Source organism: Streptomyces sp. NPDC052299 (assembly GCF_040679335.1).
In the GTDB taxonomy this organism is placed as follows: domain Bacteria; phylum Actinomycetota; class Actinomycetes; order Streptomycetales; family Streptomycetaceae; genus Streptomyces.
In genome coordinates this window covers 330683-344241 of record NZ_JBFAUP010000001.1, presented here as the reverse complement: position 1 = coordinate 344241, position 13559 = coordinate 330683, and the positions used below count along the sequence as shown (strand labels likewise).

General features: G+C 74.2%; 10 protein-coding genes. 7 read left to right on the top strand and 3 right to left on the bottom strand.

Features of this window, described 5'->3' with window-relative positions:
* Positions 1–109 precede the first annotated feature (109 nt).
* Together AB0L33_RS01560 and AB0L33_RS01555 are read left to right on the top strand one after the other, a co-directional pair.
* The gene (locus AB0L33_RS01560) at positions 110–4987 is read left to right on the top strand and encodes a DNA repair ATPase (RefSeq protein ID WP_365677072.1); all 4878 of its coding nucleotides are present in this window, start codon (positions 110–112) and stop codon (positions 4985–4987) included.
* Between the two features lie 30 nt (positions 4988–5017).
* Complete coding sequence (locus AB0L33_RS01555; RefSeq protein WP_365677071.1) at positions 5018–6967, top strand: NAD-binding protein; 1950 nt, start codon at positions 5018–5020, stop codon at positions 6965–6967.
* A 25-nt stretch (positions 6968–6992) separates the two neighbouring features.
* On the opposite strand, the gene AB0L33_RS01550 is transcribed toward AB0L33_RS01555, so the two are convergent.
* Positions 6993–7391 (bottom strand): VOC family protein, encoded by a 399-nt coding sequence (locus AB0L33_RS01550; protein WP_365677069.1) that lies wholly within the window; start codon positions 7389–7391, stop codon positions 6993–6995.
* Positions 7392–7594: 203 nt separating this feature from the next.
* Here AB0L33_RS01550 and AB0L33_RS01545 point away from each other — a divergent pair, with 203 nt between their 5' ends.
* From AB0L33_RS01545 to AB0L33_RS01535, 3 genes are all read left to right on the top strand, one after another.
* Positions 7595–8674 carry an LLM class flavin-dependent oxidoreductase gene (locus AB0L33_RS01545; protein ID WP_365677068.1) on the top strand — a complete coding sequence of 360 codons (1080 nt, stop codon included), beginning with the start codon at positions 7595–7597 and terminating at the stop codon, positions 8672–8674.
* Between the two features lie 2 nt (positions 8675–8676).
* A complete protein-coding gene (locus tag AB0L33_RS01540; RefSeq protein ID WP_365677067.1) occupies positions 8677–9330 on the top strand; it encodes an FMN reductase in 654 nt (217 codons plus the stop codon).
* Between the two features lie 109 nt (positions 9331–9439).
* Entirely contained in the window at positions 9440–9862 is a 423-nt protein-coding gene (locus AB0L33_RS01535; RefSeq protein ID WP_093708017.1) for a universal stress protein, read from the top strand.
* Between the two features lie 55 nt (positions 9863–9917).
* Here AB0L33_RS01535 and AB0L33_RS01530 read toward each other — a convergent pair whose 3' ends face one another.
* Both AB0L33_RS01530 and AB0L33_RS01525 read right to left on the bottom strand, forming a co-directional pair.
* Positions 9918–11045, bottom strand: a complete 1128-nt coding sequence (locus AB0L33_RS01530; RefSeq protein ID WP_365677066.1) for a MerR family transcriptional regulator — start codon at positions 11043–11045, stop codon at positions 9918–9920.
* 92 nt (positions 11046–11137) lie between these two features.
* Entirely contained in the window at positions 11138–11536 is a 399-nt protein-coding gene (locus AB0L33_RS01525) for a hypothetical protein (protein WP_365677065.1), read from the bottom strand.
* A gap of 121 nt (positions 11537–11657) precedes the next feature.
* Between AB0L33_RS01525 and AB0L33_RS01520 the strand changes: the two genes are divergently transcribed.
* Together AB0L33_RS01520 and AB0L33_RS01515 are read left to right on the top strand one after the other, a co-directional pair.
* Positions 11658–12548 carry a hypothetical protein gene (locus AB0L33_RS01520; RefSeq protein WP_365677064.1) on the top strand — a complete coding sequence of 297 codons (891 nt, stop codon included), beginning with the start codon at positions 11658–11660 and terminating at the stop codon, positions 12546–12548.
* 43 nt (positions 12549–12591) lie between these two features.
* Complete coding sequence (locus AB0L33_RS01515; protein WP_365677062.1) at positions 12592–13557, top strand: NADP-dependent oxidoreductase; 966 nt, start codon at positions 12592–12594, stop codon at positions 13555–13557.
* The last annotated feature ends 2 nt before the right edge of the window (positions 13558–13559 follow it).

Below are 13559 nucleotides of genomic sequence, written 5' to 3'. Positions count from 1 at the left end.
CCCGGCCCCGCCCGTCCTCGATCGCCGGACGGGCTGGGTGGGGCGGGTCCTTCAAGCCCCGCCCGGCGATCGAGGACACCGCCGCACGCCACATCGCAAGGAGCACCCAGTGGACAACGTGACCGCCCCCGCCGCCGGGGACTACGACGTCCTGCGGCGCCGCCTCCGTACGCACGCCACCGAGCTGGCCCGCCGGGCCACCGCTCTCAACGCCCGTCGCACGGAGGCGTTCGGCGCCACCGGACTGCGGCTGCTCGGCAGCGAGCAGATCCGGACGCACCGCCCCTCCACCCCCCGCGATCTCGTCGCGCTCGGCGGCGAGCTGCTGTTCGGCTTCGAGCGCGGCCCGGGACGGCAGGACGCGCCCGCCGTGGACGACGTCCTCGCGCTGTACGCCGCCGACCTCGCCCCCGGCACCGGCACCCCGCTCACCGACGCCGCCTTCGTCCGCGAATTCGACGGCCTGCACCGCTACTTCCGCGATGCGCGCCTGCTGCGGCTGCGCCGGACCGAGGGCCGTCTGCTGGCGGTCTTCCGTACCGGCGACACCGAGAAGGACATCCGGGTCCTGCGCTGGGCGCTGAGTCCGGACGGCTCCCCCGGCGCGTTCCTCGACGCGCGCGGCGAGCGCGACCACGTCTTCCCGCCGTCGCACGACTTCACCTGGACCACCGCGGGCCGCGAGGCCCACGTCGCGGGCCGCCACCCGCACATCGCCATCGGCTGCGAGGCCGGGCTGTACGTGGACACGCTGGGCGGCACGCTCACCGTGAAGACCGTCAACGACACGGAGACCCCGGAGGGGATCTACGAGGAGCCGGTCGCCGAACCGCTCCAGTCGCTCGCGGACGCCGAGGTCGAGTACGCGGAGCTGGGCCCGCTCGTGCTGCTGCGGGTCCGGCCGTACAAGGAGGAGGCGAGGCGCCACCTCGTCTTCAACGCACTCATCGGCACCGTCACCCGCCTCGACGGCATCGGCCCGGCCTGCCGGCGGCTCCCGGAGGACCAGGGGATCATCTTCCCCGGCGGCTTCTACCTGACGACCGGCGAGGCCAGGACCTTCGACATCGCGCAGCCGCTCACCGACCCGGTCTTCGAGGAGGCCGTCCACTCCCCGAACGGCGAGGACGTCCTCTACGTCTTCCGCGACCGCCAGGACGGCCGCGGCCTGCTCCTTCCGTACAACGTGATCCGCCAGGAAGTGGCCACCCCGCTCCAGGGCCGGGGCCACGCGCTGCTGGACGACGGCACACTCGTCCTGCTGCGCGACCCGGTGGACGGCGGCGCCGCGCGCGTGCACCCGTTGCAGCGCTGGCGGACGCCGTACGTCTCCGACACCTACGCCGCGTCCCGCCCGGCGGGCGAGGGCCCGCTGGCCCGGGTCGGCAACGCCGACCTCGTGCGCGGGATCTCCGACTGCCTGGCCCTCGCGCACGCCGCGTCCGAGACGACGCCGACCGCCGCCGTGTACGACCGGCTGGTCGCCGACTGCGTACGGGCGGGCGACCGCTACCACTGGCTGGACGACGACGAACTGGGCGGACTGGCCGGGCCGCTGGCCGAGCTGAGGGAGACCGCGCGCCAGGTCGTCGCGGAGTTCGAGGCGGTCCAGGCGCTCACCCGGCAGGCCGCCGACGCGCTCGCCGAGACCGCCGACCGCATCACCACCCTGGTCCGCCGGGTCCGCGGCGAGGCCCCGCGCACCGCCGCCGAATGGGTCGACCGGCTCACCGAACTGCGCGGCGCGCACGGGCACTTGGCGGGCCTTGCCGAGATGCGGTACGCGGACACCGAGCGCATCGCGGAGCTCACCGCCACCACCGCCGAGGACATCGAGGCGGCCGCCCGCCGCGCGGTCGCCTTCCTGGCCAGGGACGACGCCTTCGCCGGATACCACGAGGACATCGCCCGCCTCACCGAGGAGGGCGCCGAGATCGCCGCGGTCACCGACGCCGCCGCGCTCGGGGACAGGCTGGCCGCCATGACGGACGGCCTGAGCACCGTCACGGACGTCGTCGCCGGCCTGGACATCGGCGACGGGGTGGTCCGCACGTCGATCCTGGAACGCATCGCGGAGGTGCTGGGCGCCGTCAACCGGGCCCGCGCCACGCTCGACGCCCGCCGCCGCGCGCTCGCGGACCACGAGGGCCGGGCCGAGTTCGCCGCCGAGTCCGCACTGCTCGGGCAGGCCGTCACGGCCGCCCTGGCCGCCGCCGGGACACCGGAGTCCTGCGACGAGCAGCTGGCCAGGCTGCTGCTCCAGCTGGAGAACCTGGAGGCGCGGTTCGCGGAGTACGACGACTTCCTGGCGGAGCTCGGCGAGCGCCGGACGGAGGTGTACGAGGCGTTCTCGGCGCGCAAGCAGGGCCTCCAGGACGAGCTGGCCCGGCGCACCGAACGCCTCGCGGACTCGGCGGCACGGGTCCTGGAGACGGTCGCCCGGCGCGGCGCCGCCCTTCCGGACGCGGACGCCGTCCACACCTACTTCGCCTCCGACCCGATGGTCGCCAAGATCCGCCGGACCGCCGAGGAGCTGCGGGCGCTGGGTGACACCGTGCGCGCGGAGGAGCTGGACGGACAGCTGCTCGCCGCCCGGCAGGAGGCGGGCCGGGCGCTGCGCGACCGGGACGAGCTGTACGCGGACGGCGGGTCCCTGATCCGCCTCGGCCGGCACCGGTTCGCGGTGAACACCCAGCCGTTCGAGCTGACCCTCGTGCCGCAGGACGGCACGCTCGCGTTCGCCGTCACCGGGACCGACTACCGGATGCCGGTGACCGACCCGGGGTTCGCCGCGACCCGCCCGTACTGGGACCAGACGCTGCCGTCCGAGTCCCCGGCGGTCTACCGGGGCGAGCACCTGGCGGCCCGCCTCCTCGACGAGCACGGTGCGGACCGGCTCGGCGCCCTGGACGACGGCGAACTCGCGTCGCTCGTCCGGGAATCGGCCGCCGCCGCGTACGACGAGGGGTATCAGCGCGGCGTCCACGACGAGGACGCGACCGCGATCCTGGCCGCGCTGCTGCGGCTGCACGCGGGGGCCGGGCTGCTGCGCTTCCCGCCCGCTGTCCGGGCCGCCGCCCAGCTGTTCTGGGCCCATGCGGCGGACGAGGCCCGCCGCACCTCGTGGGCGCGCCGCGCCCGCTCGCTGGCCCGCGCCCGGGAGACCTTCGGGCTCGCTCCGGCGGTCGCCGCGCTCCAGGAGGAGTGGGCGTCGGTGATCGGCGGCGAGCGCCCCGGGGCCGTCGCCGCCTACCTCTTCGAGGAGCTGGCCGGCGGCCCCGAGGGCTTCGCGACGGGTGCCTCCGTGCGCGCGTTCCTGGACAAGTTCCGCCACGCCACCGGCACCACGGCGTACGAAGACGACCTCACCGCCCTCGGGGACGACCTGCCCGCCCGGCGCCAGATCGTGGAGGGCTGGCTCACCTCGTACGCCGCGGCGAGCGGCACGGACATCGAACCGGGCGACCTCGCGGAGGCCGTCGCCGTCGAGCTGTGCCCCGAGCCCCTGCTCGGCCGCTACGAGGCGGACGCGCCGCTCACCGAGACCGTCGAAGGGCTCCTCGGCGTCCACCCGCGCATCGAGCGCGGCCGGCTCACCGTCCGCATCGATGAACTGCTGGCCCGGACCGAGGAGTTCCGCACCGAAGTCGTCCCCGGATTCCGCGCCTACCAGCGCCGGCGCACCGCCCTGGTCGCCGCCGAGCGGACCCGGCTGCGCCTCGACGACCACCGCCCGCGCGTGATGTCGGCGTTCGTACGCAACCAGCTGCTGGACGAGGTCTATCTGCCGCTGATCGGGGACAGCCTCGCCAAGCAGCTCTCCACCGCCGACGCCGACCGCCGCACCGACTCGCAGGGCCTGCTGCTGCTCGTGTCGCCGCCAGGCTACGGCAAGACGACGCTGATGGAGTACGTCGCCGACCGGCTCGGGCTCGTCCTCGTCAAGATCAGCGGGCCGAACCTGGGCCACGACGTGACCTCGCTCGACCCCGCACAGGCGGGCAGCGCCACCGCGCGCCAGGAGATCGAGAAGATCAACTTCGCGCTGGAGGCGGGCAACAACACGCTGCTCTACCTGGACGACATCCAGCACACCTCGCCGGAACTCCTGCAGAAGTTCATTCCGCTCTGCGACGCCACGCGCCGCGTCGAGGGCGTGCGGGACGGTGAGCCGCGCACCTACGACCTGCGGGGCAAGCGGTTCGCGGTGTGCATGGCGGGCAACCCGTACACCGAGTCCGGGGCGCGCTTCCAGGTGCCCGACATGCTCGCCAACCGGGCGGACGTGTGGAATCTGGGCGAGGTGCTGTCCGGCCGCGAGGACACCTTCGCGCTCAGCTTCGTGGAGAACGCGCTGACCGCCAATCCGGTGCTCGCGCCGCTCGCCGGCCGATCCCGCGAGGACCTGGCGCTGCTGCTGCGGCTGGCCTCCGGCGATCCCGCGGCCCGTCCGGAACGGCTCGAACACCCCTACACGTCCGCCGAGGTGGACCGGATCACCGCCGTTCTGCGGCATCTGCTGCGGGCCCGGGACACGGTGCTCGCGGTCAACGCCGCGTACATCGCGTCGGCCGCGCAGACCGACGCCACCCGCACCGAACCGCCGTTCCGGCTCCAGGGTTCGTACCGCAACATGAACCGGATCGCGGAGCGGATCTCACCCGTGATGAACGACGCCGAGCTGTCCGCCGTCGTGGACGACCACTACGCGGGCGAGGCGCAGACCCTCACCAGCGGCGCCGAGGCCGCCCTCCTGAAGCTGGCCGCGCTGCGGGGCACGCTCACGCCCGCGCAGGCGGAGCGGTGGTCGGCGCTCTGCTCCTCGTACGTCCGCACCCAGGCGCTCGGCGGGCCCGAGGGTGATCCGATGACCCGCGCGGTGGCGGCGCTGGGGCTCCTCGCGGACCGGATCGCGGCCGTCGAGACGGCGATCGGGCGCGCCGCCGACCCGCGCCACCTGCTGGCGAGGCACCCCGAAGACCGCTGACCGTCCTCGATCAACGGAACGGAGCAAGGCATGCTGGGACACGTGTCCTCATTCCCCCAGCAACCCCAACCCTCCCCGTTCTCCGGCCACATGGTCGTCTGCGGGGACGACGCGCTCGCCCAGCGGCTCGCCGTGGAGCTGCGTTACGTGTACGGGGAACGGGTCACCCTCGTCGTGCCACCGGAGCGGGGGGCGGTCAGGCCCGACGAGCCGCTGAGCGGACGCGGGCGGGCCGCCGCGCTGTTCGGCCGGATGGCGTCCGCGATGAACCGCAACGGCGGCGGGCTGCCGCACGGTTCGGACGGGGACACCAATGCGGGCGTCGAGGCGGTGCGCGTCCTCCAGGCGGCCGAGCCGTCCGACGAGTCGCTGGCGGAGGCGGGCATCGCCCGGGCCTCGGCGGTCGCCCTCGTCTACGACGACGACGAGCGCAACATCCGGGCCGCGCTGACCGCGCGGCGGCTCAACCCCCGTGTGCGGCTGGTGATCCGGCTCTACAACCGGAAGCTGGGCCAGCATCTGGAGACCCTGCTCGACCAGGCCGCGGCCGTCGCGTCCCCCGGGCTCGACCCGGCCGCGATCGACGCCTCCACCACGGTGCTGTCCGACGCGGACACCGCCGCGCCCGCGCTCGCGGCCACCGCGCTCGCCGGGTCGACGCGGGTGATCCGGGCCGAGGGCCTGTTCCTGCGGGCCGCCGAGCGCATCCCGCCGCCGGGCGGCCAGGTCGCCGACCCCGGCCTGTGCACCCTGGCCCTGCTCTCCTCCACCACCCACGACCCGGCGGGCGCGGAGGGCTCCGACAGCAGCGGGGCGGAGGGGCCGCGCCTGCTGCCCGGGCCCGCGGAGATCGCGGCGGCGACCGGGCGCGGCACGGTCGTCCTGGAGGCCGTCACGCAGTCCGGTCCGGCCGCCCCGAAGGTCCGGATGCGCGGCCGGAGCGCACCGCTGAGCCAGTTCTTCTCGCGGCGGCTGCGGTGGTCGGCGCTGGGCGTCGGGCTCGCGGTGCTCGGGCTCGCGGTGGCGTCCTCGTTCACCACCGGCGACCATCCGCTGCACGCGGCCTACCTCACCCTGCTCGACCTGTTCGCGATGGGCGACCCGGCGATCGGGGAGCCCACCGCCCGCCAGGTGATCCAGATCCTCTCCGGCATCGCGGGCCTGATGCTCCTGCCGCTGCTGGTGGCGGGAGTCCTGGAGGCGTTCGGTTCGCTGCGCAGCGCCTCCTCGCTGCGTCGGCCGCCGCGCGGGCTCTCCGGGCACGTGGTGCTGCTCGGGCTGGGCAAGATCGGCACCCGGGTCCTGGTGCACCTGCGGGAGCTGGGCATTCCGGTGGTCTGTGTGGAGGAGGACCCGGACGCGCGGGGCATCCCCCTCGCCCGGCGGCTGCACGTGCCGGTGGTGCTCGGTGACGTCACGGACGAGGGGGTCCTCGAAGCGGCGAAGATCGGCCGCTCCCGCGGGCTCCTCGCGCTGACCAGCGTCGACACGACGAACCTGGAGGCGGCGCTGTACGCGCGCTCGCTGAAGCCGAATCTGCGGGTGACGGTGCGGCTGTTCGACGACGAGTTCGCCACGGTGGTCTACCGCACGCTGCGCACGGCGCACCCGCAGGCGATCACCCGCTCCCGCTCGGTCTCCCACCTGGCGGGCCCCTCCTTCGCGGTCGCGATGATGGGCCGGCAGATCCTGGGCGCGATCCCGGTCGAACGCAAGGTGCTCCTGTTCGCGGCGGTGGAGGTCGGCGGCCACCCCCAGCTGGAGGGCCGCACGGTGGACCAGGCGTTCCGCGAGGGCGCCTGGCGGGTCCTGGCCCTGGACGTGGCCGCCCCGAACGGCGCCCCCGAAGGCGCCCTCGTCTGGAACCTCCACCCCGGCTACGTGCTCCGTCCCACGGACCGCGTCATCATCGCGGCGACCCGGAGGGGCCTCGCGGAACTGCTCGGGCGCCGCCGCCGCACCAGCCCGTCCGGCGTCTGAGGACGGAACCCGGGCCCCGGGGCCTCTACGGCCGCCAGCTCCGGCGGCACAGCACCAACCGGTATCCGTCGGGGTCCTCCACCGTGACGCCCCACTCGTTCCAGTACGGGTTCGGGGAGGTCACCCTCGTACCGCCGTGGGCGAGCAGGCGGTCCACCAGGTCGTCCGGGACCGGTCCGTCCAGGTACAGGACGAGCAGGTCCTCCTCCGTGGGCCCGGGCTCGACCGGCCCACGCGTCAGCTCCAGATGCCAGGGGCCGCCGGGATGGCCCACCATGAGAAGGTCATGCGTTCCGGGCTCCCGCCCTGCGTCCGCGCGGAAGAGGACCGTCAGTCCCAGCCCGTCCGCCCAGAACCGCTCGGCGGCGGCGAGGTCCCGGGAGGGCCGGGCGAGGCGGACGTGCGTCTCGGCGGTGAATGACACGGGGGTCCCTTCGTCGGACGGCGCGCGGCTGCGTGGCCGCAGCGTATGAGCCGGGTGGTCCCAGGCGCATCGGCCATCGGTCCTGGTCCCCGGGTCCGGGTGCGCCGGGTGCGGCCGGAAGGAATACCCCGCCCCCGCCCCCCGTTGTACGAGGCGTTCAGATAGTTCAAGGTTCAACAACAATCGACCAGGAGGCGGGCGCCATGCAGTTCGGGATCTTCACCGTCGGGGACGTCACCACCGACCCCACCACCGGTACGACGCCGAGCGAGCACGAGCGGATCAAGGCCACCGTCGCCATCGCGCGGAAGGCCGAGGAGGTCGGGCTCGACGTCTTCGCGACCGGTGAGCACCACAACCCGCCGTTCGTCCCCTCGTCACCGACCACCACGCTCGGCTACATCGCGGCGCAGACGAAGAACATCGTCCTGTCGACCTCGACCACGCTGATCACCACCAACGACCCGGTCAAGATCGCCGAGGACTACGCGACGCTCCAGCACCTCGCGGACGGCCGCGTCGACCTGATGATGGGGCGCGGCAACACCGGCCCGGTCTACCCGTGGTTCGGCAAGGACATCCGCCAGGGCATCCCGCTCGCCATCGAGAACTACGCCCTGCTGCACAAGCTGTGGCGGGAGGACGTCGTGGACTGGGAGGGCAAGTTCCGTACGCCGCTCCAGTCGTTCACCGCGACCCCGCGTCCCCTGGACGGCGTGCCGCCGTTCGTCTGGCACGGCTCCATCCGCTCGCCGGAGATCGCCGAGCAGGCCGCGTACTACGGTGACGGCTTCTTCCACAACAACATCTTCTGGCCCATGGAGCACACGAAGAAGATGGTGCGGCTGTACCGCGAGCGGTACGCGCACTACGGCCACGGCACCGCCGAGCAGGCGATCGTCGGCCTCGGCGGCCAGGTGTTCATGCGGAAGAACTCCCAGGACGCGGTACGCGAGTTCCGCCCGTACTTCGACAACGCGCCGGTCTACGGCCACGGGCCCTCGATGGAGGACTTCACGCGGCAGACTCCGCTGACCGTGGGCTCCCCCCAGGAGGTCATCGAGCGGACGCTGACCTTCCGCGACGCGGTCGGCGACTACCAGCGCCAGCTGTTCCTGATGGACCACGCCGGACTGCCGCTGAAGACCGTGCTCGAGCAGCTGGACATCCTCGGCGAGGAGGTCGTCCCCGTGCTGCGCAAGGAGTTCGCCGCCCTGCGCCCGGCCGGCGTCCCCGAGACCGCCCCGCTGCACCCCGCCTACGCCGCCACGAAGGAGAGCTGACCGTGTTCGCCACCGAACCCGTGAGGATCGTCGCCGTATCGGCCGGCCTCAGCAACCCGTCCTCGACCCGGCTGCTGGCCGACCGGCTGGCCGCCGCCACCCGGGAACGGCTCGAAGCCGGACAGGACCGCCAGGTCGACGTCCGGGTGATCGAACTCCGCGACCTCGCCGCGGACATCGCGAGCCACCTGGTGTCCGGCTTCCCGCCGCCCGCCCTGGAGGACGCGCTCGCGGCGGTGACGGGCGCGGACGGCCTGATCGCCGTCACCCCGGTGTTCACCGCCTCGTACAGCGGTCTGTTCAAGTCGTTCTTCGACCTGGTCGAGAACACCGCCCTGACCGGCAAGCCCGTGATCGTCGCCGCCACCGGCGGCACCCCCCGGCACTCGCTGGTCCTGGAGCACGCGATGCGCCCGCTCTTCGCCTACCTGCGCGCCGTCACGCTCCCGACCTCGGTCTACGCGGCGTCGGAGGACTGGGGCGCGTCCGGCGACGACTACACCGAGGGCCTGCCCGCCCGCATCCGGCGCGCGGGCGGGGAGCTGGCCGACGCCGTCACGGGCGGCCGGGCCGTCTCCGGCGCGACCAGGGCACCCGGCCTGGACGACGAGGTGGTCCCCTTCGAACAGCAGCTCGCGGCCCTGCGCCCGGCCTGACCGTCCGGCCCCGCGAGAATCGCCGTTTCGCCCGTTTTGACTAGAGTCGTACGGGAAGGCGTGTGCGCGTGGGACCGAGTACAACCGCAGAACCCAGCTGGAGGAAGAGATGGGCAGGATCGTGGTGGGCGTCGACGGCTCCGAGTCGTCGGTCAAGGCACTGCACTGGGCCGTACGCCAGGCGGAGCTGACCGGTGACACGGTGGAGGCCGTCAACAGCTGGGAGTACCCCGCGACCAGCTGGGCGTCGATGATGCCCGGCCTCCCCGAGGACTTCGACCCCCAGGCCATGGCCACGGTGTCGCTCACCGAGACCCTGGAGGAGGCGCTGGGTGCCCAGGGCGCAGCCGCCGTCAGCAAGGTCGTCGTGATCGGCAACCCGGCGCAGGCGCTGCTCGACCGGGCGGAGGGCGCGAACCTGCTGGTCGTGGGCGCACGCGGGTACAGCGGCTTCAAGGCGACCCTGCTCGGCTCGGTCAGCCTGCACGTCACCCAGCACGCCTCGTGCCCGGTGACCGTCGTCCGCGCCTGACCCGCCGAACGGCCGGAGGCCCCGCACCACGCGTGGTGCGGGGCCTCCGGCGTACTCAGAGCTCCACGACGTCCGCCACCGCACACGCCACGTTGTCCGGCGCGCCGGCCGCCTCCGCCAGCTCGATCAGCGCGCTCACGGCGGTCCCGGGGCCGTCCGCCCCGGCCAGCGTCCGCGCCAGCTCCCCGCCGTCCACGACCGCCGAGAGCCCGTCCGAGCAGAGCAGATAGCGGTCGCCGGGCAGCGCGTCCCGGACGTCCACATCGGGCCCGCCGTACGGGCCGTCCCCGGACAGCGCCTTGAGGAGCATGGCCCGCTGCGGGTGCGAGAACGCCTCCTCCTCCGTCAGCGAACCGTCGTCGATCATCGACTGGACCAGGCTGTGGTCGTGCGTGATCCGGAACAGCTCGCCCCCGCGCAGCAGATAGGCCCGCGAGTCCCCGATGTGCACCAGGCCCAGCCGCGAGCCCGTCCACACCATCGCCGTCAGCGTCGTCCCGGACTCCTCCGGCGCCCCGCCCCCGCCGCTCCCCGCGACCGCGTCCCGCACCGCCAGCGCCACCCGGTCCGCGGCGTCGTTCAGGATGTTCAGCAGCTCCGCCGCCGGGACTGCCCCCGGGGCGAGCGGCTTCAGGGCCTCGATCGCGGCCGTGCTGGCCCCCGCCCCGCCCGCGCCGAACCCGTCGGCGACCGCGAGCAGCCGGGCCCCCGCGTAGGCCGCGTCCTGGTTGGTCTCGCGCACCGCACCCGTGTCGGTGCGGGCCGCGTAGCGGATTCCGAGTGTGCCCACCGATGTCATGACGTCCTCCGTCGACAGCTGGTCGATGAGGAAGGCCGCGAGGTCACGGCGGGCCGCCGTCTCCGCCTCGACGCGCGCCCAGTACGCCCGGATCGCCGCGGCGGCCGCGCCGGTGTCCAGCGCGATCACCTCCCTGATCCGGGCGAGCGGCATCCCGATCCGGCGCAGCCAGGCCACCAGCCGGGCCGCCCGCACCTGCTCCGGGTCGTAGTACCGGTAGCCGTTCACCGGGTCGACCAGGGCCGGCGGGAGCAGACCGAGCTCGTCGTAGCGGCGCAGCGCCTTGGCGGAGAGCCGGGACAGCCGGGCGAACGCCCCGATCGTCACCAGCTCCGCGCCGGGGCCCCGCCCCTGCCCGTCCTCCGTCACCGCACGCCTCCTCATACCGGGCGGACTCCCCGCCCCGGCACACTCGATCCTTGGCCTTCCCCCGGGGAGAAGGTCAAGGATCGCTGACGAGCGGGTGGGCGCGGGCGTCACTCCCGTGTGTAGAAGTAGTAGTACGCGGCGAGCAGTCCGCCGGCTCCGAGGATCAGCCCGAGCACGGACGCCGACAGGATGCTCGCCCCGGAAAGGCTGTAGAGGAAGCCGATCGAACCGCCGGTCAGCACCCCGTAGGCGGCGGCCCGCAGCTCGCGCGGCAGCCGGTTCTGGATGCGGCCGAGCCCGAAGCAGAGCACCGCGAGCACGGCGCCGGAGACGAGCCCGAGGGCCAGCCGGGTGCCCGTGAGGACCCCGCCGCCGCGGACGATGGCGGTCGCGTAGCAGCCCATGATCACGCCCAGCGTGACCGGAACGGCCCAGCTGAGGACCGGGCGGTGCCGGGCGGGCATCGCGTGCCTCCCGCGCACCGGCACCGAAGCTTGTGCGGCCATGGCAGAGAGCTCCTTCCGTCACCCCCGCTTTCCCTCCAGAGCACACCTGGTCGGGCCGCCCGGCAACTCGGATGGCCCACGGCCCGGGGCGCCCCGGAGCCATCCGGGATTCCCTGGAGGGGTGCGGACGTATTTCTCGGTGGCCCTGTCGGCGGTACTGCTGGTGCTGCTGGCCGTCCTGGTGCCGCTGAGCGCGCTGTCCGCCTGGGTCGACCTGGAGATCGACGACACGGACCGTTACGTGGCCGCCGTCGCCCCGCTCGCCGACGACCCGGACGTGCAGAACACCGTCGCCGATCTGATCACCGACAGCGCGATGAAGCAGATCGACGTCGGACCGCTCCAGAGCACCGTGCGCCAGTTCCTGCACCAGGCCGTGGAGTCCTTCACCACCACGGAGGCCTTCCAGGACGCCTGGACCGCCGCCAACCGCACCGCGCACGAGACGGTCACCGCCGCGCTGGACGGGCAGAGCGGTGAGAGCGTCACGATCGACCTGGCGCCCGTCACGGAGCAGGTGAAGCAGAACCTGGTGGACAACGGGGTGCCGTTCGCCGATCAGATCCCCGTCCAGCACACCGACATCCAGCTGGTCTCCGCCGACCGCGCGGACCAGCTGCGGCAGAGCTTCCAGTGGCTGCGGACCGCGAGCGTGTGGCCGGCCGTGGGCACGCTCGTCTTCGCGCTGCTCGCCGTCGCGCTCGCCTGGATGCGCGGCGGACCCGGCCGCCGGGCCCGGGCGATGGCCGCGCTGGCCGGCACCGCCGTCGCGGGCGCGGGCTTCGCGCTCGGCGCGCTGGTGCTGCGCGGGCTGCTCGCCCTGGCCCGCGACCGGGTCCTCGACGAGGTCCCGGACAGCGACACCGGCGCCGCCGCGGCCGTCTACGACGCGCTGACCTCCTCGCTGCGCACCACGGTGTGGATCGTCTTCGGCCTGGGCCTGGCCGTCGCGGTGTGCGCGGTGGCGGCCCGGATCTGGGCCCAGCGGGTGCTGCCGGCCCCGGCGGAATGACGCGGCCGCTCCGCCGGGAGCGGCCCGACTGGGAGGTGTACGGATGCGAGCCATCGCCGTCAGCGCGCTGCGGGCCGAGCCGGTGCTGGTCGAGCTGCCCAAGCCGGAACCCCGGCCCGGCGAGGTCCGGGTCCGGATCGAATACGCCTCGCTCAACCCGCTGGACTGGCAGGTCGCGGACGGCTCGGCGGGCGGACTCGCCCCGGCGCCCCGGGCCTTCCCGTTCGTCGTCGGCGTGGACTACGCGGGCCGCGTCGACATGATCGGCGGCGGCGAGAACCGCTTCCGGGTGGGGGACCGGGTCTTCGGACGCGCGGACGTGGCGGAGGCGTGCGGCTCGTACGGGGAGTACATGTGCGTGGGGCAGGACTCCGCCATCACCCTCGTCCCGCGCGGCCTCGGCCCCCGGGCCGCCGCCGCGCTCCCGTCCGCCGGAATGGCCGCCGCCCAGATCCTGGAGGCGGTCGCCCTGCGCGGCCACGAGACCCTGCTGGTCGTCGGGGCGGCGGGCGGGGTCGGCTGCTGCCTCACCCAGCTCGCCCGGGCCCGCGACGTCCGCGTCATCGCGGCGGTGCGCGGTGACGAGCGGTCCAGGATGGGGTCGTTGGGCGCCGCCGCCTCGGTGGACCTGACGGACGGCCCGCCCGCCGACGCGCTGCGGAGGGCCTGCCCGGACGGCATCGACGCGCTGGCCGACCTGGCGTCGGCGGCCCCGGACGCGTTCGCGGCGTACGCGGCGGCGGTCCGGCCGGGCGGCATCGCGCTCTCCACCCGGGGCGCCGCCGCCGGGGCCCGGCTGCCCGAGGGCGTCAGGGGCGTCGACTTCCGTCTCGACCCGAGCCCGGTGCTGCTCGACGTGCTGGCGGCGGGGGCGGCGGACGGCATCCTGCGCGTGCCCGTCGACGCCGAACTGCCGTTGGAGGAGGCGCCGCAGGCCCTGGCGCGCAACCGGGCGGGCGGGGCGCGCGGCAAGACGGTCGTCGTGGTGCACGCGCCCGGCCACGGCTGACG

Coding starts and splice junctions, on each gene's coding strand:
- AB0L33_RS01555 (WP_365677071.1), top strand. CDS start 5,018: ATGCTGGGACACGTGTCCTCATTCCCCCAGCAACCCCAACCCTCCCCG.
- AB0L33_RS01545 (WP_365677068.1), top strand. CDS start 7,595: ATGCAGTTCGGGATCTTCACCGTCGGGGACGTCACCACCGACCCCACC.
- AB0L33_RS01535 (WP_093708017.1), top strand. CDS start 9,440: ATGGGCAGGATCGTGGTGGGCGTCGACGGCTCCGAGTCGTCGGTCAAG.
- AB0L33_RS01530 (WP_365677066.1), bottom strand. CDS start 11,045: ATGAGGAGGCGTGCGGTGACGGAGGACGGGCAGGGGCGGGGCCCCGGC.
- AB0L33_RS01525 (WP_365677065.1), bottom strand. CDS start 11,536: ATGGCCGCACAAGCTTCGGTGCCGGTGCGCGGGAGGCACGCGATGCCC.
- AB0L33_RS01515 (WP_365677062.1), top strand. CDS start 12,592: ATGCGAGCCATCGCCGTCAGCGCGCTGCGGGCCGAGCCGGTGCTGGTC.